At 35.1% G+C, this 21401-nt stretch carries 18 protein-coding genes; 3 read left to right on the top strand and 15 right to left on the bottom strand.

Features of this window, described 5'->3' with window-relative positions:
* Positions 1-165: 165 nt before the first annotated feature.
* From CD30_RS20695 to CD30_RS16430, 6 genes are all read right to left on the bottom strand, one after another.
* Positions 166-444, bottom strand: coding sequence for a DNA/RNA helicase domain-containing protein (locus tag CD30_RS20695; protein WP_268871106.1), 279 nt, complete (start codon positions 442-444; stop codon positions 166-168).
* Positions 428-967: a DNA/RNA helicase domain-containing protein gene (locus CD30_RS20690; protein ID WP_268871105.1), complete on the bottom strand. Its 540-nt coding sequence runs from the start codon at positions 965-967 to the stop codon at positions 428-430. Before CD30_RS20690 ends, CD30_RS20695 begins: the two co-directional genes overlap by 17 nt.
* 2 nt (positions 968-969) lie before the next feature.
* Entirely contained in the window at positions 970-1392 is a 423-nt protein-coding gene (locus CD30_RS20590; RefSeq protein WP_235802079.1) for a DUF2075 domain-containing protein, read from the bottom strand.
* A gap of 384 nt (positions 1393-1776) precedes the next feature.
* Positions 1777-3135 carry a DUF4062 domain-containing protein gene (locus CD30_RS19645; protein ID WP_052126287.1) on the bottom strand — a complete coding sequence of 453 codons (1359 nt, stop codon included), beginning with the start codon at positions 3133-3135 and terminating at the stop codon, positions 1777-1779.
* Positions 3136-3628: 493 nt separating this feature from the next.
* Positions 3629-4849, bottom strand: coding sequence for a M15 family metallopeptidase (locus CD30_RS16435; protein WP_052126286.1), 1221 nt, complete (start codon positions 4847-4849; stop codon positions 3629-3631).
* 13 nt (positions 4850-4862) lie between these two features.
* A complete protein-coding gene (locus tag CD30_RS16430; RefSeq protein WP_036179300.1) occupies positions 4863-5576 on the bottom strand; it encodes a TraX family protein in 714 nt (237 codons plus the stop codon).
* Between the two features lie 237 nt (positions 5577-5813).
* Between CD30_RS16430 and CD30_RS16425 the strand changes: the two genes are divergently transcribed.
* Positions 5814-6299: a pyridoxamine 5'-phosphate oxidase family protein gene (locus tag CD30_RS16425; protein WP_036179298.1), complete on the top strand. Its 486-nt coding sequence runs from the start codon at positions 5814-5816 to the stop codon at positions 6297-6299.
* A 122-nt stretch (positions 6300-6421) separates the two neighbouring features.
* Here the strand turns inward: CD30_RS16425 and CD30_RS16420 are convergent, their stop codons facing one another.
* From CD30_RS16420 to xylF, 7 genes are all read right to left on the bottom strand, one after another.
* Positions 6422-7477 (bottom strand): aldose epimerase family protein, encoded by a 1056-nt coding sequence (locus CD30_RS16420; protein ID WP_036179295.1) that lies wholly within the window; start codon positions 7475-7477, stop codon positions 6422-6424.
* A gap of 1 nt (position 7478) precedes the next feature.
* Positions 7479-8453 carry a Gfo/Idh/MocA family protein gene (locus CD30_RS16415; RefSeq protein ID WP_036179292.1) on the bottom strand — a complete coding sequence of 325 codons (975 nt, stop codon included), beginning with the start codon at positions 8451-8453 and terminating at the stop codon, positions 7479-7481.
* Between the two features lie 12 nt (positions 8454-8465).
* Positions 8466-9962 carry a xylulokinase gene (gene xylB, locus CD30_RS16410; RefSeq protein WP_036179289.1) on the bottom strand — a complete coding sequence of 499 codons (1497 nt, stop codon included), beginning with the start codon at positions 9960-9962 and terminating at the stop codon, positions 8466-8468.
* A gap of 88 nt (positions 9963-10050) precedes the next feature.
* On the bottom strand, positions 10051-11370 hold the full coding sequence (gene xylA, locus CD30_RS16405) for a xylose isomerase (protein ID WP_036179286.1): 1320 nt from the start codon (positions 11368-11370) through the stop codon (positions 10051-10053).
* A 15-nt stretch (positions 11371-11385) separates the two neighbouring features.
* On the bottom strand, positions 11386-12543 hold the full coding sequence (locus tag CD30_RS16400) for a sugar ABC transporter permease (RefSeq protein ID WP_036179306.1): 1158 nt from the start codon (positions 12541-12543) through the stop codon (positions 11386-11388).
* 10 nt (positions 12544-12553) lie between these two features.
* Complete coding sequence (locus tag CD30_RS16395; protein WP_036179283.1) at positions 12554-14077, bottom strand: xylose ABC transporter ATP-binding protein; 1524 nt, start codon at positions 14075-14077, stop codon at positions 12554-12556.
* A gap of 347 nt (positions 14078-14424) precedes the next feature.
* Positions 14425-15534: a D-xylose ABC transporter substrate-binding protein gene (gene xylF / locus CD30_RS16390; protein WP_036179280.1), complete on the bottom strand. Its 1110-nt coding sequence runs from the start codon at positions 15532-15534 to the stop codon at positions 14425-14427.
* Between the two features lie 162 nt (positions 15535-15696).
* Here xylF and CD30_RS16385 point away from each other — a divergent pair, with 162 nt between their 5' ends.
* The gene (locus CD30_RS16385) at positions 15697-16860 is read left to right on the top strand and encodes an ROK family protein (RefSeq protein WP_036179277.1); all 1164 of its coding nucleotides are present in this window, start codon (positions 15697-15699) and stop codon (positions 16858-16860) included.
* 1212 nt (positions 16861-18072) lie between these two features.
* A complete protein-coding gene (locus tag CD30_RS19640; protein WP_052126285.1) occupies positions 18073-19098 on the top strand; it encodes an ankyrin repeat domain-containing protein in 1026 nt (341 codons plus the stop codon).
* Positions 19099-19382: 284 nt separating this feature from the next.
* On the opposite strand, the gene CD30_RS19635 is transcribed toward CD30_RS19640, so the two are convergent.
* Both CD30_RS19635 and CD30_RS16370 read right to left on the bottom strand, forming a co-directional pair.
* A complete protein-coding gene (locus tag CD30_RS19635) occupies positions 19383-20123 on the bottom strand; it encodes a hypothetical protein (RefSeq protein ID WP_052126284.1) in 741 nt (246 codons plus the stop codon).
* A gap of 44 nt (positions 20124-20167) precedes the next feature.
* On the bottom strand, positions 20168-21401 hold a 1234-nt coding region (locus tag CD30_RS16370), incomplete at its 5' end, for a hypothetical protein (protein ID WP_211254637.1).

The raw sequence follows: 21401 nt of genomic DNA, 5'->3' as shown, positions 1-21401 counted from the left end.
CATCAATGCCCACCTAATAACTAGGTGGGCATTATTTGACGCTTACAATGCATCGTCACTCGTATATATATATAATCCTTTAATCCCACACTTTATTAAAATGTTTAAGGAATTCAATATGATTCTTTCTTTTGCAGCGTCGACATTTTCAATTCATTCTGTGCTTTAGTATGCTCCTATATCTTTATACTCTTCGGTTTTGATAACCAGTTGATCAGATTGCTCATAATAAGATATAGACGTCCCACGTATTACACCAACATAATTCAAATCAAATCCTTGAATTGTATAAATAGAACCGGCCTCGTTCACCGTTGCAGCTTTCTCAGCCCAAGTAAATTTGCTTTCTGTTATATTCCATGGGATTTGATATTTCCCGTTATCCTCTGTAATGTAATATACTCCTCCATCTGTTTTATGCAAATAATCAAATGTTGAAACCACTTCGACTTAATCCATGCGCATTATTTTTTGCTATTATCGCTTCACGCATTTCTTTTAACGTACCGAAAACTTTCAACTCATATTCTTCATCATACGGTAGTGGTAATAAACGTTTTTGTTTAAATTGATTAATCCACTCGATGACTTCATCATTTGCTTGCATTCTGAACTGATTGGTTAATTGATAATATTCTGTATACGAGTTTTTTCCAATTAATCTTTCCAGAGTCAGCCCTTGCCATAAACTTTTTAGTTTTAATACCTGATCACTGTCATAGACAATCACAACAACTTTATCCAGTTTTAAGAATTCTTCCAGCTGATTTTGAGCATGAAAGTTATTGTATGTATCTGGTCGAGTTAATAGTAGATGCGCTTCATCTACTAAAATAATATCAACCTTTTTATCCTCCCTATTTAATTGATTAATTAAAGACGTCGGCTTCGCAAAGTTCTTCCCTTTTAAATGTTTAACTTGAGAGGCAATTCCTTTATAGGTTTTATACATCTCTTCATGATTCACAACTAAATAATTTTCCGTTTTGTATAGAGGCGAAGAAGTCTTAGTTGTATGTTCTTGTTTGTATTGAAAATCGAGCTTAAAACAACACTTTTTCCAACTCCTGCTTCCCCTTGAATCGCGAATAAACTTCGATATTCACTATGTTGATTCTGAACTTGTTCTTCACAGAAATGTAGTACCTTTTCTTTCAAGTCCAACTGATCCAATGATAACTCTTTAAAAGGCGATAATTTAAATATGTCCTTATTTTCTATTACATGCTGTTGATTTAGTACAATAACTTCTTCATAGAGCTTACACCAAAGCTCTTGGAAAACAGATTGGTCATAGAATGATTTATTGTAATAATTGTGCGTGAAATCACTAGTTGTTTTACTTTTATTTTGAAGCTTATATTTTTCATCACCCAAAAAGTAATTAATCAACTTCGTCTCAAGTTGAAAAGTCGCCGAACTATTAAACTGTTCATGCTTAATTAAATGTTTGTAATCGAGATTTTCCGTTCTTTATTTTTCATGTAAGATTTCATGCGTTGTTTATAATAGACGGTTTCTACGGTGTAAGCTTCTTTTGCCATTTAATATATATAACAGGGTAGTTTAAAAACTTTTCCTTGTTATTGATCTGATTCAAACTACAATCTTGGAATAGCCATGATATGATTTCTAGATTTTCCATTAATTTACCTGTAAATTTTATTGAGATAACTAATTAATTCATCCATAATGTTTATTTTAGTAACTTACTTACTAGAAAACGCATTTTTAATATAAAACAAATTAATAAAGACTGACAAAGTATTACTTATTCTATAAAAATTTACGTACAGCCTCTAAATTAGAAGTTTTAATAGTAAAGTAAGTTTCTTTAGTATTTGAAATATTACTATGACCAAGTAAAGATTGAATTATATTTAAAGGACACTCTTGCTCGACTAGTTTTTGTGCGAAAGTTCTTCTTAATGCCTTTGTGTTTACAGTTTTCTCTAATGAAACTCTACTTGCAATTTTATTAATATCAAATTGTATAGCCCGTCTGGTTAGTTGTCTATATGGTTTTCTTTCAGTAACAAATAAATAAGACTCACTATCAGCTCGAGAGGATAAATATTTTGTAAGTGCAATAAAAGTAATTTCGTTAATTGGAACTAATCTTGGATTCATATTTGTTTTTTCTATATGGATAGTTTTATTATTCGGGTCGAAATTTCTAATAGATAAATTAATAATCTCATCTAGCTTACATCCTGTAGATAAAAAGGTTTCTAGAATTGCACTTTCTCTTAATGTTTCACAACTTAATCTTAATTTATCAATATTTTTTGACTCTATTGGTATAGCGTGTGTTTTATTATTTTTGTACGTAGGTATCTTGTCTACTGGGTTATTTTTTATTAAATTTTCATCTTTTAGCCATTGAAAAAAAGTTTTAATTACACTTCTTATAGTTTCCAATGTTGATTTAGCATTAACATTAAATGCCTCTTGTCTATATTCCAAATACTCCATAATTTTTTGAGAAGTAATTATGTTAATAGGTGTAGTATCGAAGAATTTCCCTAGAATCTCCAACTCAGGAGTATAGTTTTTTACGGTTATAGACTTTATTCCAGCTTTTAATTTTGAATCTAAATAAATTTTTATGTAATCTTTAACATTCTTTGTAGTTTCATAATCTCTTATCCACCCTGGTCTTGTTGAATTTTTAAATTCTTTGTTTAAACAAACTGAAACTTTTTTTGCAAGTTCTTCTTCAGTTATCCAAAACTCACAAAGTCTATTTTGAATTACCTTGTTATAAAATTTATCAAGTTTCAAAATTAAAATATGGTCATTTTCTCTTTCGGAAGGTCTTGTTGGAGTATCTCGATCTTTAATAAAAGCAAGAATTGGGATTTTATTTTCTAAAGCAAAATCAAATTCTTTTTCCGTATAAGAAATTCCCTCTTCAGTTAAAGAGCCATATCTATGTCCTAAAATAAGGATATAATAATCACTACTTAATATTTCACTTTTTATTAACTCCCATTGCTTACTATCAGTAGCGCTAAACAGCTCCATACCAGCAGGAATATGATACATAGAAAGAATAGTGTTTAATACTTGGTATCTAGCTTCTTTTAGATCAGTAAATGTTGAACTTATAAAAACCTGATATTTTTTATCCATTCTAATCCCTCATATAATTAATATAATTCCACTTCACTATAAATATTACCATATTTTATATTCATTGTAATATAATACTATTATCAAAGGATGAAACCTATAAAGATAAAAAATCTATATTCTAATAAAATGCTAAATCATAAAGGAGTATATTTAACATTGGGGAATATAATACAAGGTTAGACCAAATTCGTTATTTCTTTCTATAGTTTCAAGAGTTTGCTCAGAATATATTCAACTTATAACCCAAAACAAAAATAGTCTATTGTTTGAAAAGATTAAAAATATGTAGTATTTAATATTTCATAGATTGAAAAAATAATAGTTAGTTAATACTACTAGTTCTGTTATAAAAGTTATATTAATATAGAGATTTATTTTCCATTAATTACACTGTACAATCTGACAATTAATTCCATATGTAGTTCTACTATTATAGATACTATTAAAAAAGAAACCAAATCAATAAAAATCAACTTGGTTTCTTTTTTAACTATATTTGGTCTTGCGCTTCGTTATTAGTAGGGGGTAGTTCACTATAGATTTCCGTTAAAACATACCCACCATCGCTACTATTATCCTTCACTTCATTCAATGCATCTAAATCATTAAAATGCCACCATTCCGAAGCTAACGGTGTGAGTCCTGCTTTTGTATTGTAGGTTTGTAAATTGATGGCTGCTTCGTTCATTTTGTCAGAGAGCTTGGCATTTTTCCATGCTGTTTTTGAAATTGCTGAAACAGGTGATTGGAAAGTTGCTGAAGCCAAGCTCAATTCGTGCATTGCTGTAGGCATCGTATACTCTGTATAATTTGTGATTTCAATACTTGCATACTCTCCTATTGCAATCTCCTCTTTTGAGTGGACTTTTGCTAAACTTACATCAATCGCATAACCAACCTGATGATTGGAGACCTTTGTTGCAATAAACCAATTAATCGACCAGGGAGGCGTACTTATCCCAGCAGCAACCTCAAAATCGACCATAGATAATTTCGTTAATTCATTTACGATTGCTTGTTGCGCTGAATAGGGGCGGTATCCTTCATAGATGATTAAAGAGTTCCCATCTGCTAACGCGTAGCTTTGAGCAAGATAAATCTTTTTAGACATTGAATATAAAACAGGAACAATAAATTCCTCTTTTCCAAGTCTCTTATTAAAAGTTTTCCCTTGATATAGTGTTTCCCCTGTAATATTTGGTATTGATTTACCTGAAGATAAATATTTGGCAGAATAAGTATTTGTATTATTATAAATGATCGACGGAATTACATCAGGTAGATTGATAAAACAATACTTGTGTAGTACCCATCCATAAGAATTTTCATTTTGTATTAACCACCAGTCACCATCCTCTTTCAAAATCTCGAAAGCTGTACCTGCTTCAAGTATCTGAACTGTTTCAGAATCTTTATTTGCAGCGTCCTTTAACTCTAATTGCACTGAAGTAAATCCTGTTGCACCGATGACTGACAATTCCAAATCTCCTTCGTAAGGCTTTGGTTCAGGAGGAGAAGTTTGATCAATCGGTTCAATAGAATCAAACGTTTCTTGAGGATCTGCTGATACACTTTTTAAATCTCCCTTATCAACATCCCCAGAATCTACTTTGTCCTCAGAAGGTGAAGCCGTACAAGCTGAAAGTATTAAAAATAAAGCCAACAGAAGTGGAAATAATATAGAGTCTTTTCGATTAAATAATCTTGTCATAAATCCTCCTCCGTTAAGCGTAAATTATTATATAGATATAATATAATAATAATAGATGTAACGGATAAAAGATATAGAATCCCCACTTTAAAAATTTGGATTTTCTACCTTGTTTTCCTTTGTACATTAATAATAACGGTACGGCTAAAAACATTCCTAACTGATTCGCCCATAACCAACCATTATCGTATATTGAATGGAAAACATGGAGGAAAACACCGATAATCGCAAAGCTCATCAATTGCTTCCCTATATCTCCTCTAAATATGCCAAAGAATACAATCCATAATACTCCGATATAATACCAATCCGCAGGTACGGCAAGTATGCAACATACAATCACTGCCAGTACTTTTAAGTAAAGCGGAACCTTGTTATTTTTCACCACTGCCAAAGCGATTAACCCTAAAGCCAATGACCAAAAAACACTCGTTCCTCGCCACCATGTTATATCAAAATAGAGAACATATGGGAAATGTGAAATAGCCGCAAAAATTAACAACCGCTTAATGTATTTATGAACATTCGATGTATAAAAATATCCTTCTGCAATCAAATAACACATAATCGGTGCTACAATCCTACCTGGTATACGAGAAAGCGCACCTTCTAAACTACTTTGATCAAGAAAAACCGCAAAAAGATGATCAAAAAACATGAGAATAATCGCAATATATTTTAATTGGTTGGAAGTCATTTCTTTTTGTAATAACTTTGTGAGCAGCATCTGAATCTCCCTACTTCTCTTGAAATATTTTTCAATAACCAGTGAAACTTTTTATTAGTGTTTCCTCTTTTATAAGAGTCTAAAAAGTTGTAATGAAAAAATATTTACATTTAGATGTTAAGATGTATTTTCTTTCTTGTATTTTTAGGAATGCCCCTTTGAAGCAAATTAATTAAGTAACACTTTTGAATAATAGTTTTTGTAGAGGGTAGTATAAATCTTAAAAGAGGTGATAAATTGTCTAACATGATGAATCAAAATGAAATCGAAACATTAAGAGAATTAATTAAAGGGATAGACATTGCTATGTTGACTACCGCTACTGAAGAAGGGCTAGTTTCTCGTCCTATGAAAACACAAGAAGTAGAGTTTGATGGCGACTTATGGTTTTTCACAAAAAAAGACACGGATAAATATGATGAAATACTCCAAGATCAACATGTTAATGTGGCATATGTAGGAGATTCCTACGTTTCTGTACGTGGTAGAGCAGAAATTGTTGAGGATCTAAATAAGAAAAAGGAATTGTGGAGCAAAGTATACAATAAAATTATGCAAACCTCCTATGAGGATCCTAACGTTATCTTAATAAAGGTAAAAGTCGAAGCAGCTGAATATTGGGATTCAGGAAATTTCATTAAAAAGGTTGCCTATTACTATAAACGTATGACAGGGCAAAGTTCCCAATCGACAGACATTAATGAAACGCTTGAATTGAATTAAAAAAATTATTAACAAGAAAATGGATTGTTTTGTTAGAAGACAATCCATTTTCTGTAGTTTACAGCATATTAATCCAAGTTCTTAGTACCATCTAATTCATCATGAATGGATGTTGGCGTTTTCTATCTAAATGTTAATTTCCCTCTATTAACCTCAAATTTATACCTAGTTGTTTTTGAATATCGGGCGCCTTTTTCTAAAAATGCGCTTGGGTAGTGAGGATATTTGCTACTATTTGGGACATTTTGTTCCTCTAGGCAAATCCCTAAAAAGTTTTGTGCTGCAGCTTCCTTAAAGGAATAGCCTGAACCTATTTTGTTACCTGTATAAACAACCACAGCAGGCTCCTGGGTGATAATATTCAGCCGACGCCCGCTTTTTTCATCGGCTAATACAATCACGCCTTCCTCGAGTAAAAACGGGTGGTCTAAACCGCCGTTTGCCAAGCACACCTGTTCATCTGTAGCGCCAATGACTTCCGATAATGCCTTTCCCTGCGTAAAATCAAATACCGTACCAGTAACGTCCAATGGTTCGCCTAGTGGTAAACCTTGCTTATTAATGGGAATATAGCGAGTCGCATTCATTACCAACGTATGTGCATGGATCGTTTCCTTTAAATCCCCTGATAAATTGAAATAACTATGATTTGTCATATTCAGCAGCGTATCCTCACTGCTTACCCCACTATAGTTTACGACCACCTCATTCGTTTCCAGCAACGAATAGCTTACCTCTAGTTGTAACTCTCCTGGATATTCCTCATCATAAATTAAAGAATATTTCGTCGTTAAACGATCTTCTTCCTCAAACGTTTGGACTTCCCAAATTTTCGCATGGAAACCCGCACTACCTCCATGTAACAGATGCTCCCCTTCGTTTGGCGTTACATGAAGTGACTGCCCTTTTATGACCAATTCACTATTTTCAAGTCGTCCAGCAAATGGGCCAATCGTAGAGCCGAAAAATTGCGGCTGTGACACATAATTCTCCACTCGTCCAAAGCTACATACCACATTTTCGATTAACCCATCACGATTTGGCACTGCAATTTCTGTAATGGTTGCCCCATATGTACAGCTAGCAAAACGCATCCCACTACAATTTTGCATGGCCGTCTGTACAACGTCCTGCCCATTTACCTGCCCGAATCGCTTTTGTGTAATTGTTCTTTCCATATTACGCATCCTTCAAGCTTGCATATGCCTGCACTAATAATTTGGTCGTTTTACGTGATGCCGCATGTTGATCGTCGAGTGAAGTTCCATCTTGCACTTTATTAGAGAAATATTCAATTTCGAGTTTGTAAATATCACCTTGAACATATTCGATTCGCTCTGTTGCACCCTTAGTCACAAGTATTTGTGCGTCACCGCCAAAAACATCTGGTCGGAAGGCGTTTTTTACCTTCACTGACCCCTTAGTGCCAACGATTTCGTATTCATTGCGTCCGACCATGTTAAAGCTGCAATCAATGATCGCCATAACATCATTCGTTAACTCAACAATGCCACAAGTCGTCACATCGACACCCGCTTCCTTGTCAAACTGTGCCTTGAAAGACATCGATACGACCTCTTCATCGAGAAGATGCTGCATGGCATGTAGCGAATAACACCCAAGATCCCAAAGGACGCCGCCACCTTTCTTTGCATCCATACGTATATTGCCTTCTCGATTTTCGAATAAAAATGAGTGGCTCGATTTATATAATTTCACCTGCCCAATTTCACCACTTGCCAGTATTTCTTTCACTCGCGCATGCTGTGGATGAAATTGATACATAAAAGCTTCCATAAAGACTTTGTCATTCTTTTTAAAGGCATCTAAAATATCCTCTAAATCCTGCTCAGCTAGTACAACTGGCTTTTCGCATAAAACATGCTTGCCACAAGATGCAGCTTTCATAGACCATTCTTTATGCATATCGTTTGGTAGTGGAATATAAATCGCATCCACCTCCGCATCTAATAACAGCTCGTCATAGCTTTCATACGCACGTGGAATTTGTAACGCTTGTGCAACCTTATAAACTTTATCTCCTCGGCTTGCAATAGCTACAACCTCCGCATTATTCGCACGATGAATCGCAGGAATGACTTGTGTTTGTGCAATGTCAGCTGTGCTTAAAATTCCCCATCTTACCTTTGTCATATCCCATTCCTCCTAACGAAATGCTTGTAATGCTTCATTTAAAGATTTCGTTTGTGCATAAATTTGTGTATACACGTTGTAAATTTCATTGTAGACCTCAACATTTTCAGCAATTGGCTCGAATACTTCACCAATAGCAACACATTTTTCTACGGCTTCTTCAAAAGAAGCTACGATCCCCGAACCAACAAGCGCTATCATACACGCCCCAATACTCGGACCTTGTTCATTTTGTAATTGATAAATGTTTGCGTTAAAAATATCCGCCTGCATTTGTAGCCATTGTGGATTTTTAGCACCGCCACCAATAGAGATGATGTCTCGAATATCCTTACCAGACGAACGGAAAATTTCTAACGTATCACGTAATGAAAATGTAATCCCCTCAAGAACGGCTTTAGCAAAATGTGCATGTGTATGTGCTGTGTCAATCCCGATAAAACTTCCACGAATGACACTATCTGCATACGGTGTACGTTCACCCACTAAATAAGGCGTAAATAAAAGTCCGTTACTGCCAGCAGCTATGTCCTCTGTACTTGCTAATAACTCATCAAAAGAACTTTCTTTCGCAAACGTCTCCTTAAACCATTTAAGTGAGTGCCCAGCAGATAACGTAACACCCATCGTATAATACGCATCTGTCACAGCATGATGAAAGTAATGTACTTTGCCACCAAAATTTTTGTCTGGCGTTTGTTCAAATGATAGTAAAACGCCTGATGTACCGATGCTGACCATGGATTTGCCGCCTGTCACGATGCCAGAGCCGACAGCACCACATGCATTATCCGCACCGCCACCATATACTTTTGTCGTAGATGATAATCCTGTAGCCCTTGCAAATGCTTCTGTTAATGTACCGACCTCTGTCGTCGCATCGATGAGTGGTGGACAAAGTGCACGATCAATCCCGACAGCTTCCGCCACTTCTGTACTCCAATCATTCCGTTCAATATCTAATAGAAGCGTTCCGGCGGCATCCGAGCGTTCCATATGAAGTTCACCTGTCATCACATAGCGAACATAGTCTTTCGGTAAAACAAAGTGCTTCGCTTTCGCATAGGTTTCCGGTTCGTGCTCCTTCACCCATAAAATTTTCGGTAAAGTAAAGCCTTCTAAAGCAGGATTTTTTGTAATGGCCAATAACCGTTCTTTCCCTACTTTCGCAACAATTTCTTCACATTGCGCAGTTGTACGTGTATCGTTCCATAAAATCGCCGGACGTAGCACCTCACCCGCTTCATCTAATAACACCAAACCATGCATTTGACCGGAGTAACTAATTCCGATGATATCGGCTACTTCCCCTGTATAACGGCCAACAATTTCTTGAATCGTTGACATTACACCATCTATCCAATCTTGAGGTTTCTGTTCTGAAAAACCAGGCTTCTCTTGGTATAGCTTATACGCACACGATGCCTCATCTATAATTTGTCCCTGCTCATTCATTAAGCACGTTTTCACCGCGCTTGTTCCTAAATCAATCCCTATTACGTACTTCATGCTAAATACCTCCCGTCCTGAAAAAATAGCTGCCTTACAAGGAAAACCTTATAAGACAGCCTGTATACTTAGGTCCCTTAAGTAACAATTACTTTAGAGTGTTTATTAAATATTGGTTAATGATCATTTTTAGTTTTTCTGTACGGCCAGATGTATTTTTAATTTCCGTTAAGCCAAGTGCATATTCTTCAAGCTCTTTGAAGTTTGTTGTCCCTGCAACGATTTTTTGACCAATACCAGAGTTGTAGCTATCGTAGCGTCGATCAACGAAGTCTTCTAAAACACGGTCTTCCAGTAATTGATGCGCCACCTTTAAGCCGATTGCAAACGAATCCATCCCTGCAATGTGTGCGTAGAATAGATCATCTTGTTCAAATGATCCACGACGTACTTTCGCATCGAAGTTTAATCCACCTTTTCCAAGACCACCGTTTTTCAGAATTTCATACATCGCTAGCGTATTCGTATAAAGATCAGTTGGGAATTCATCTGTATCCCACCCTAATAATGTATCCCCTTGGTTTGCGTCGACAGAACCTAACATGCCGTGAATACGGGCAGTATGTAGCTCGTGCTCAAACGTATGACCCGCTAACGTTGCGTGGTTCGCTTCAATATTGAACTTGAATTTATCCTCTAATCCGTAAGTGCGCAAGAAGGCAATACCTGTTGCTACATCGAAATCATATTGGTGTTTTGTCGGTTCTTTTGGCTTTGGTTCGATTAAAAATTGACCCTCAAAGCCAATTTCTTTTGCATAATCGACTGCCATATGGAAGAAACGCGCAAGGTTGTCTTGTTCAAGCTTCATATTTGTATTGAGTAATGTTTCATACCCTTCACGTCCGCCCCAAAATACATAGTTTTCTGCGTTTAGGCGCTTTGCAATTTCTAAGCCTTTTTTTACTTTAGCTGCTGAATAAGCAAAAACATCCGCATTTGGTGAAGTAGCAGCACCGTGTACGAAGCGTGGATGGGAAAACATATTCGCTGTATTCCAAAGAAGCTTTGTCTTTGATGTAGCTAAATGACGTTCAATTTCATCCACAATGATGTCTAAGTTTTTGTATGTTTCGGCTAACGTTAAGCCTTCGGGTGCTATGTCTACATCGTGGAAGCAGAAGAATGGCGCATTTAACTTTTCATAAAACTCAAATGAAGCCTCTACGCGTGCTTTGGCTAAGTCCATGTCTGTGTAGTGATTCCAAGAACGTTGCATATTGCCTGCACCAAATGGATCGCCACCTTCATACGTAAATGTATGCCAATACGCTACCCCAAAACGTAAAATCTCTTCCATCGTTTTGTCGCCCACTTTTTCTTGTGGATTGTAATACTTAAATGCTAAACCATTATTGGATTGTGGTCCCTCGTACTGAATGTTTGAAATATCCTTAAAGTAAGCCATATCTGTTGCCTCCTATTATTTGTTTTTACTGACGATATCTACCCATACAGCTAAAATTAAAATTAAGCCTTTTACGATATATTGCCAGTAAGCTCCGATGTTCATCATCGACATACCGTTATCAATTGCCGCCATAATTAAAGCACCAATTAAAGCACCGATAATTCTACCTTTACCACCAACTAAACTTGTACCACCGATTACACAAGCAGCAATTGCATCTAGCTCGTAGCCATCGCCAGCTGACACTGTTCCAGCGTTTAAACGAGCGGTTAACAGCACACCCGCAACCCCAGCTAATGCACCCATAATGACGAATACCCCTAAAGTATTACGTTTAATATTAATGCCTGATAATGCTGCTGCATGCTCATTCCCACCAATGGCATATACACGACGGCCAAACGCTGTTTTATTCGTTACAAAAATAAAGAATAAAGCCAATACGACAACAATTAAAAATGGTATTGGTACCCCCAAATAACGATTTAGCATATAGGTAATGAGGAACATAACTACAGAATAGATCGCCGCTTTTCCGTAATCTATTGAAGCTGGCAATAGCAATAAGCCCATTTCAGCACGTTTTTTTCGATTTCGTATAGTAAAGAAAATTATGAGTACAATTGCCACAGCAACGATGATGTAGCCAAGCGCAAAAGGTAAATAGCTGTTCCCAATTTGTTTAAACGAATCATCTAGCCCCGCAACCGTTTTCCCTTGTGAAAGACCTAATAATATTCCACGGAATACAAGCATCCCACCGAGTGTGGCAATGAATGCCGGTACTGCACGATATGCAATCCACCAACCTTGCCATAAGCCTAAAAGGGCACCTACCGCAAGTGCAACAAGTACAACAACCGGTGTACTCCAGCCATGCCATACTTGAAGCATCGCAGCAATACCACCAGTTAACCCAACAATTGATCCAACTGATAAGTCAATATGTCCAGCAACAATGACGAGCGTCATCCCCACTGCTAAAATAGCGATAACAGCCATTTGGGTAAATAAGTTCGAAATATTTCGGGAAGATAAAAAATCCCCGCCTGTTAAAACGGTAAAGATCACAGCAATACTAATTAAAGAGATAATTAACGTGTAGGATTGCAAATCAAACTTAAACGGTAATTTTCGATCTTTCTTATCTAGCTGTGGTTGTTCAATCATCGCTTGTTCGTTAGACAACTTTTTCTCCCCCAGTCGCACAAACCATAATTTTTTCTTGTGTTGCTTCCCCCCGAGTAAATTCACCAGTAATACGACCGTGGCTCATCACGATAATGCGGTCCGACATCCCCAATACCTCTGGCAACTCCGATGAAATCAACACAATTCCTACACCTTGCTGTACTAGCTCATTCATAATTTTATAGATTTCATATTTTGCCCCAACATCAATACCACGTGTTGGTTCGTCTAAGATTAATAGTTTAGGATTATTCATTAGCCATTTACTTAGAACAATTTTTTGCTGATTACCACCACTTAACTTACCTACCTCAACATCTAAATTGGCTGCTTTCAGCTTCATGCGGCTCGTCAATTCTTTTGCCTCTTTTACCTCCAACGCCTGGTTAATCATTTTTAGTTTCATAACCTTATTTAAGGCGATAAGAGTTGTATTTTTCGTAATGTCCATACCTAGCACAAGCCCATATCGTTTACGATCCTCGGATACATAGGCTAGACCCTCACGTATTGCATCTGAAGGCACTTTTATATTTGTTTTTTTGCCGTTGATTGTAACGGTTCCTTGCTTTTTCCCAGGCAGCCCACCAAATAGACTAATAAACAATTCGGAACGTCCCGCACCCATTAACCCGGAAACGCCCAAAATCTCTCCCTTTTTCACATGGAAATTAATATCCGCTACAACCTTTTTTCCATGTTTATCAAAAGAAGTATAGTCTTCAACACATAAAACTTTTTCATCACTAATAGGATGAGGCTCGTAAGGGAACAGCTCTGTCAGCTCACGACCGACCATTTTGGTAATGATTTTATCTTCTGTCATCTCGGTGATTGGATCTGTTGAAATCGTCTTACCATCTCGTAAAATCGTAACAGAATCTGCTAGTTCCATAACTTCACTTAGCTTGTGAGAAATGTAAATGCATGACACACCTTGTTGTCTGAGTTCATTTAATAATTTCACCAATACAGCCACGTCACTTTCTGTTAAAGCTGCTGTCGGCTCATCTAAAATTAAAATATCCGTTTTTTTCATTAAGGCTTTTGCAATCTCAACTAGCTGCTGCTTCCCTACTGTTAATTCTTTTACAGCCATTTGAGGGTCAACTTGTAAGCCGACCTTTTGCAAGGCAATAATGGCTTGTTTGTAAATTTCATTCCAATTAATGATTGGTTGGCGCATTAAGTCATGACCTAAAAATAAATTTTCAGCAATCGATAGTTCTTCAATCAATGCAAGTTCTTGATAAATAATCGCAATCCCTGCATCCTGCGATTCTTTAATATTCTTAAAACGCATTTCTTGATTGTTAATGAAAATGCTTCCCGAATATGTACCATGTGGATAAACGCCACTTAATACCTTCATTAAAGTTGACTTTCCCGCGCCATTTTCACCACAAAGCGCATGAATCTCACCTTTACGAACAGAGAACGTTACATTATCAAGCGCTTTTACTCCAGGGAATTCCTTCGTGATGCTTTTCATCTCAAGAGCAAATGACTCCATAATTTCCCCTCACTAACGTCTTGTATTTTGACAATTTGAGATTAGTAGAATGTAAATTTTAAAATAAGAGGCTGGGACAAAAGTGAGAAATCTGCTATTCAAGTACAAACTGATTAGCAGATTTTGGCATTAAAATTATGTTACTTTCCACTTCGGCGGACGCTTTCCGCGGGCGAGCTTCGAGCCTCCTCGAGCTTCGCTCTGCGGGGTCTCGAACTGCTCTTTTCTCCCGCAGGAGTCGCCGCCTACGTTCCAAGCAACAAATAGTCATAGCAAATAATTACAACCTTTAATATAAATAAATTTTGAAATTATTTATTTCCCAGCCTGTTTAATATGAAAATTAACTATGGACGTTCACTCTCTGGCACGTTTTTGTATACATCTTCATAAGAATGGAACTCATCTGCAATGATAGTATCCATAATGTCATCTTTACCAACGGATATTGGATCTAGCTTAATGTAAGGCACATCAACTACACCGTTATTTACTGTTGCATCGCCCTGCACTTCTTCACCTTTTGCCAGCTGTACCGCTACTTCGGCACTCTTCTCAGCAATTGTTTTAATTGGTTTGTAAACCGTCATAGTTTGTAAGCCTTCTGCAATACGTTGAACACCTGCTAAGTCAGCATCTTGACCAGAAATAAGTACTTTTCCCGCTAAACCTTGTGCATCTAACGCTTGAATAGCACCACCTGCAGTGTTGTCATTTGAAGCAACTACTACGTCGATGTTATTTTGGTTAGCCGTTAAAGCATTTTCCATAATTTTTAATGCTTCGTTTGCATCCCAATTGTCAGCCCATTGATCACCGACAATTTTAATGTCACCCTTATCTACTAACGGTTGAATAATATTCATTTGTCCTTCACGGAACATTTTTGCGTTGTTGTCAGTTGGTGAACCACCCATTAAGAAATAGTTCCCTGTTGGTTTTAAGTTTACTAAGTATTCCGCTTGCATTTCCCCTACGCGTACATTATCAAATGATACGTATGCAGCGATTTCAGCGTTGTTGATTAGACGGTCATACGCCAATACTGGCACACCCTCTGCATTCGCCTGCTCTACAACTGTTGATAATGAATCAGAGTTAATCGCAATGATCACTAACACATCGATGCCTTGTGAAAGCATGTTTTGAATTTGTGATAATTGTTGTGCTTCATCACCATCTGCTGATTGTACGATGACCTCTGCCCCTAATTCCTCTGCTTTTGCGATAAAGAAATCACGGTCATGTTGCCAACGCTCTAACGTTAAGTCAGAAACCGATAAACCAATTTTCAAGCTATCATCCTTGTCTGTACTCTCTACGTTGTCTGTGTTTGAGCTACTGTCAGTAGTTGTACTTGAACTTGATCCTGCACCTGAATCTTGACCACATGCGGCTAAAACTAAAACTGCTAAAAGCATGACAAATAAAAAATGAAACCCCTTACATTTCTCCATTGAAAATTTCCCCCTTATTCCCAATTAATGTAATATACTGTAATTTAAAGTTATAATAACATGACTATAAAACTTTGTCTATTGGGTAAACAAAGTTTATTTTATACTTTTCATCTTCTGCTTTATGACAATATAATAATGTTTAGGAGAGTGAGGGACACCATGTCTTGGAACCAGAAAATTGGAAAAAAGCTAAATAAAGAATTAATACTACAGCAAGTTTTGCTGAAGTCGCATATATCTCGCAATGAAATTATTGAGAATACGAATTTAAAAAAAGCAACAGTTGCAAATCTTGTAAAAGAGTTAATTGAAGAGCAATTTATTGTAGAGGCTGGAAAAGAAGAATCCACTGGCGGTAGACGTTCCTCTTTGCTAAAACTGAATGAACGAGCTGGTTATGCACTTGGCATCGACATCGGGGTAAACTATTTACGCGGTATTGTGACGAACTTGGATGGTGAAATCGTCTTTGACATCCAGCAGGAAATTACAGACAATGCTTTTGAAAATTATTTTAAAAAAATTATTCAGATGATTCAACTTCTAACAGAGGAAGTCCCGAAAAGTCCCTATCACATTATTGGATTAGGAGTTGCGGTTCCCGGCACAATTGCAATGGATGGCACGATTATTCACGCACCAAACTTAAGATGGCAGAACATCGATTTAGTACAGCAGCTAAAATCGTATGTCGACTATCCACTTTACATTAGTAACGAAGCGAATGCTGGTGCCTTTGCGGAGTTTTCATTTATTCATAATATGCAGCACCAAAATATGCTGTTTGTTAGTATTGGTTACGGAATCGGGGTCGGTATCATCATAAACGGAGAACTATATCATGGTGAACTTGGATTTTCCGGGGAAAATGGTCACATGATTATCCAAATGGACGGGAAAACATGTAAATGTGGACGCATTGGCTGTTGGGAAGCCTATGCTTCAGAATACGCGTTTATACAGGAAGCCGAAAAAGCCCTAAATGTGACGGACATGAGCATCGAAAAAATACTTCCGTTATATGCAAATGATCACAACTTACAAAAGGTTTTCACTGATATAGGACACTATATTGCCATCGGGTTAATGAATTTAATCTATACATTCAACCCTTCGAAAATTGTCATTGGCAATCGAATTACATTACTTCAAAACTATATTAAAAAAGAGATTTTCCACAAGTTTAATTCACAATCTAGTAGTTCCTACATCATGGACCAAACGGAAATTGAATTTTCAACCCTTCAGGATAAAGCAATTGTGGTCGGAGCTGCTTTAATCGCAATTAATCAGTTTTTACAGCCTTCTAAGCTGGGGAGTTAGTTGAATTGCATTATTGTTTCCTTGAAAATAACAATTGTGATGGCTGTTGAGTACATAATTTACTAGAATAAAGAATTCTTGAGAAGGTTTGTGTCGAAACAACCTTCTCAAACTATTTTTATTAGTTGCGAGACAAACAGTTTTTACCTCTTACCCCTAGGCTAGTGTACCCCATCCCAAACATGTCGCTTCAAATACAATTTCAGATGCTTGTCCATCTAACATCGTTACTTTCATTAGTCATTCAAGATGTGTTAAAAAACTAGTGAGAATATGTTCAAACTCTCCTTAGAATTCACAGCGTTTATAACGGTCATAGGCAATCATTGTGCGTTTCCTTTACTTACATCAAAAGCTATAACACGCTTCATTTTATCTACTTCTCTTTACCAATCCTAGAAGTCTCACATTGTCTTACCTTTTTCCCTTTTTTAGACACGATTTCTTGGACCCATCCTACTAAACTGTTCAAATAAGCGCGTGAACATGGTCTGTTTTTTATACGGATTACATGGTCCCTGATACTAGTTGATCTCCTTCACTTCTACTAAAAAAAATAGTAGCACAAACGACGGCCTTGGTTCGTGCTACTAATGTTAGTATGGTTTCTACGTTCGATTGGTTTTGATGCATAAAAGCTAGATCACAAAGCGTGATTCGTAAAATTCCCTTAATTTGCTCTTCATGCCATATGGTCAGCCATTAATGAAGTCAGGGACATGATTCCTTAACCAAGACATCTATTCGTGATTTTTATGAACAAAATGTATTTTTTGTTGTTTTTATTCTTTAAATTGAAAACGGTTACAAATTTATTGATAACAATTACTATATTAAATACATTACATATCTATTGCTACATCCAAGATAGAGTTGAATTGTAGGCTTTTTTCACCTTGCATGCTTAAAGGTATGCAATTAATTGGGACTAACAAACAAATGCTGAAAAGAGTGTTTATTATACTCCACCATCTTTTCTATACAAATAAACAAATGCTGAAACAGCCATACTCCATGCACATTATTTTTTTGTAATTAATACGTCCCCTTTTTTGTTACTATCTAAGTTACTTTCAATCTATAACCTATTGAACTCATCAAATAATATTTTGATATGGAAATTCCAATTCAAATCATTTTTAATAGTAATATAATAGAAATATTAATCTAGTAATATAAAAATTAGATAAGCAACCGTATGGAGGAAATTTAATGAATGATAAGCATTACATTTTTGTGTTCTTAATATTAATTAGTAGTACTATTTTTTTGGTAGGTTGTAATAAAGAAAATGGATTAAATGATTCTATCGATGGAGCACTACAAATGGATCGAATAGATGAAAATGGTTTAATCGAAACGGTACAGAATGCCACATTAGAATTCGAACAACAAGCATGGGGCAGAGGATTAACTATAGAAGAGGCTTTTTCAGACTTCTTTTCTACAACAGAATGGAAATGTATTGAATTTTCTCAAGGGGAAAGACCAGGAGATGCGAAGGGAATCGTTGAATTTACCGGAGATATGGTCTCCCCAAGTACAGGTGAAGTGACTAATGTAGTTATGAAATTTAAAGTATATGAAGGAAATGAATATGCAGCAATTGCATCACTAACTTATAATGATGGACCAGTAGATCATGGGACGGAAAAGAATTTAGTTAGCAGAATATACGATCAAGTCTATTACCCAGAAGCCGTAGAACAAGCTAAAGAACAAGCCATCAATGATAATGAAGATCTCATTATTGAGGATGAGGATTTTTATGATTATTATGAACCCTTTTTTGAAAATAACACTATTTTAGAAGAACAACTACAAAATGGCTTAGATCCGAATAGTGTTAACGACCATGGATATTCGCTATTAGTAGATAGTACATATAATAATAACTTAGAAGCAGTTAAACTATTATTAGAATATGGTGCAGATCCTAACTATGAATATGAGGGATTTACCCCACTAATAGTTGCTGCAGATGAAGGACATAATGAGATTTTAATCACCTTAATAGAAGCTGGGGCAGATGTAAATCAAATAGGCTGGTCCACACCATTAATAAGGGCCATTGTAAGTGGTCATACAGAAATTGTAGAAGAATTAATTAAACATGGAGCCGATATTAATTTAACTCCTACAGATAGTTACTCACCTCTAAATGAAGCTGAATATTATGGAAATACAGAGATTATCAATTTATTAATACAAGCAGGCGCTAAAAGTTTTGAGTTATAGTTATAACCATACGTGGACTTAGTTAAAGATGGATAATTAACAATTTTTAGTATAGCAGATAGGTTTTATGCCACTGAGTATACATGATAATGAAAAAACGCCAAAACTCTATTAAAGGATTTTGGCGTTTTTGAATTCTATTTATGGAGACGGGGCGGGGGTTCTAGGAGCAACACCACTGTTTGTTGTAACAACCGTATTTATAAGAGTTTTTAACTCATTGTTTTGAACATTAAATACGTTTTTAACTACGACAACTGATATATAGGATTTTTATTTAGATTTTATCCTTCATTCTTTTCTGTTATAAATTTAAATCTTTCCCTTAATTTATTTCTAAAATCGGCCTCAGTTGCCCACTGAATAAATCTATTTCCCGATAAATCGAAATGAATTTTCTCATTTTGCTTTATTGTCAATATTACCTCTTTACCCAATGCCTGCGCATACCCTGCTTCGTAATAACAATTAGGACGTTCCCCAGTTAGATCCGCCAATATATATTTACTTGTAGCTATATTTTCAATGATTTGATCATTTATTTTTCCTGAATCTTGTAATTTATCCACACGAATACAGTCTAACCCAAAGTCTTTAATAACCGGCTCAATTACACCTTCATATGCAGAATCTAATTCATCATCGTTAAATTTCATGATAACAAATACTTGGTTTTTAACTTCTGAAAACTTTTGCTCAATTATTGAACGAGTATGACTCTCAGAAATATTGTTTTTAACTTCATTTAATACCTCCTCTGTGCAGTCGTACTTCCCGAATTCTTCAGAAGACATAAATTTTTTAATAGGGCAATATGATATTTTATTTAAGGATTCCTCTGTTCTATAAATAGAAAGTAATGTAGTATTTTTCATGTTTAATATTTTCTTTTTTTCCCCGGACTTTATTGGAATAACTTGACCATTAATAAATGGTATCAAAATTTTGTCTATTAAATTTTCTTTTGAATAGTTCCACCAATAATGTTTAGTATCTAAATAATTAATAATCGCATGATATTTCATGAAAATCCACCTAACCTTAAACGTTTTATAGATTTAATTAAATATTATGAGAAAAGCTCTTCATCTTTAGTGCTCTCTATACCGTGTTTTTTAAAATCTTCATTCTTAATAAGTGTTAATAATTTCAAATTATATTTTTCTCCACCATTATAAACAAACTTTTTTCTCAATAATTCTATTTCATTTTGATTTAAACTTCTTTCAGAATTTAATAATGAATCTAAAGAACTTGTCGCTTTCCTTTTATATCGCTTTTTCAAAATATCGACAACTAGATTAGCAATAGTGATTCCTAAAACATAAGGTAATAGAAGAATATAACCTAAATTAATTATATTGCTTTTAGAAAAGGTTTCGACAAATTTTTTGAATTTAAAATCTTCTTCACTAGTTAAACTTGCATCAAATTCTAAGTTATTTATATCATTAATTACACTCACTATTTTTTCCCAGGACACATTAGCATAGTAAAAAATGATGACACTGACGATTACTACAATTAGATTTGCAATTTTCAATGAATCAGTTAAATCATCTAACTGATAGGGAGGAGTATAAAATATAAAAACTAAAAATAATATAATAGAACAAGCAATAAAAACAATTGTTACTAAAAGGTTAGTTTCTAATATAAAACTAAGTATTACAATATCTTCAGCTTTAAAATTACTCAATAAATTTTGAAATTCACTAAAATCCACTTTTCCTATATAGCTAATAAATAATGCTAATGGAATAAAAATTATAAAGTGCATTATAAATAATCCATAAAATGTAGCTAATAGTATAGTGATAACTTTTAATATTTTTTTATTTTTCGATATAGATATGCTTGCGATTGGTAAATATACTAATGCACAAAATACTATCATTATTATAGTATCATTCTTAAAATTACCAATCATATTTATATTTAAATCTAAGCACAAAATTATATATAATATTATAGCTACAAGATCTCCTAATTGTTCTCCTCTTTTTATTGAATCCTGTTTATAATTTTTTTCATCTATATTAAAATAAACTAATCTATTTAAATTCATTCTTCTATGTATAACTCTGAAAACAAATAACAAACAAATCAAGCCTAGTGTAATATTAAAAATTATTAAATTCAATTTAGTAATAGCTGCTATAAATAACAATAAGAAAACAAATGTATAAAAAACAGTAAAACTTCTTCCTTCCAGAAAAAATCTCCAATTTAAATTCACTTTTAAAATTCCCCTTGTATTTTGCAAGATAAAAATGCAGAGAATTGCAATGAAAAATACAGAG

The sequence above is a fragment of the Ureibacillus massiliensis 4400831 = CIP 108448 = CCUG 49529 genome, assembly GCF_000772965.1.
Classification (GTDB): Bacteria; Bacillota; Bacilli; order Bacillales_A; family Planococcaceae; genus Ureibacillus; species Ureibacillus massiliensis.
This window is presented reverse-complemented; position numbering and strand designations above follow the sequence as displayed.

What these genes read in the sequence shown, in the direction of transcription:
- CD30_RS16385 (WP_036179277.1), top strand. Translation starts at nt 15,697, where the DNA reads ATGTCTTGGAACCAGAAAATTGGAAAAAAGCTAAATAAAGAATTAATA.
- CD30_RS16415 (WP_036179292.1), bottom strand. Translation starts at nt 8,453, where the DNA reads ATGACAAAGGTAAGATGGGGAATTTTAAGCACAGCTGACATTGCACAA.
- CD30_RS19635 (WP_052126284.1), bottom strand. Translation starts at nt 20,123, where the DNA reads ATGAAATATCATGCGATTATTAATTATTTAGATACTAAACATTATTGG.
- CD30_RS16420 (WP_036179295.1), bottom strand. Translation starts at nt 7,477, where the DNA reads ATGGAAAGAACAATTACACAAAAGCGATTCGGGCAGGTAAATGGGCAG.
- CD30_RS16430 (WP_036179300.1), bottom strand. Translation starts at nt 5,576, where the DNA reads ATGCTGCTCACAAAGTTATTACAAAAAGAAATGACTTCCAACCAATTA.
- CD30_RS16435 (WP_052126286.1), bottom strand. Translation starts at nt 4,849, where the DNA reads ATGACAAGATTATTTAATCGAAAAGACTCTATATTATTTCCACTTCTG.
- CD30_RS19645 (WP_052126287.1), bottom strand. Translation starts at nt 3,135, where the DNA reads ATGGATAAAAAATATCAGGTTTTTATAAGTTCAACATTTACTGATCTA.
- CD30_RS19640 (WP_052126285.1), top strand. Translation starts at nt 18,073, where the DNA reads ATGAATGATAAGCATTACATTTTTGTGTTCTTAATATTAATTAGTAGT.
- xylB (WP_036179289.1), bottom strand. Translation starts at nt 9,962, where the DNA reads ATGAAGTACGTAATAGGGATTGATTTAGGAACAAGCGCGGTGAAAACG.
- CD30_RS16395 (WP_036179283.1), bottom strand. Translation starts at nt 14,077, where the DNA reads ATGGAGTCATTTGCTCTTGAGATGAAAAGCATCACGAAGGAATTCCCT.
- CD30_RS16400 (WP_036179306.1), bottom strand. Translation starts at nt 12,543, where the DNA reads ATGATTGAACAACCACAGCTAGATAAGAAAGATCGAAAATTACCGTTT.
- xylF (WP_036179280.1), bottom strand. Translation starts at nt 15,534, where the DNA reads ATGGAGAAATGTAAGGGGTTTCATTTTTTATTTGTCATGCTTTTAGCA.
- xylA (WP_036179286.1), bottom strand. Translation starts at nt 11,370, where the DNA reads ATGGCTTACTTTAAGGATATTTCAAACATTCAGTACGAGGGACCACAA.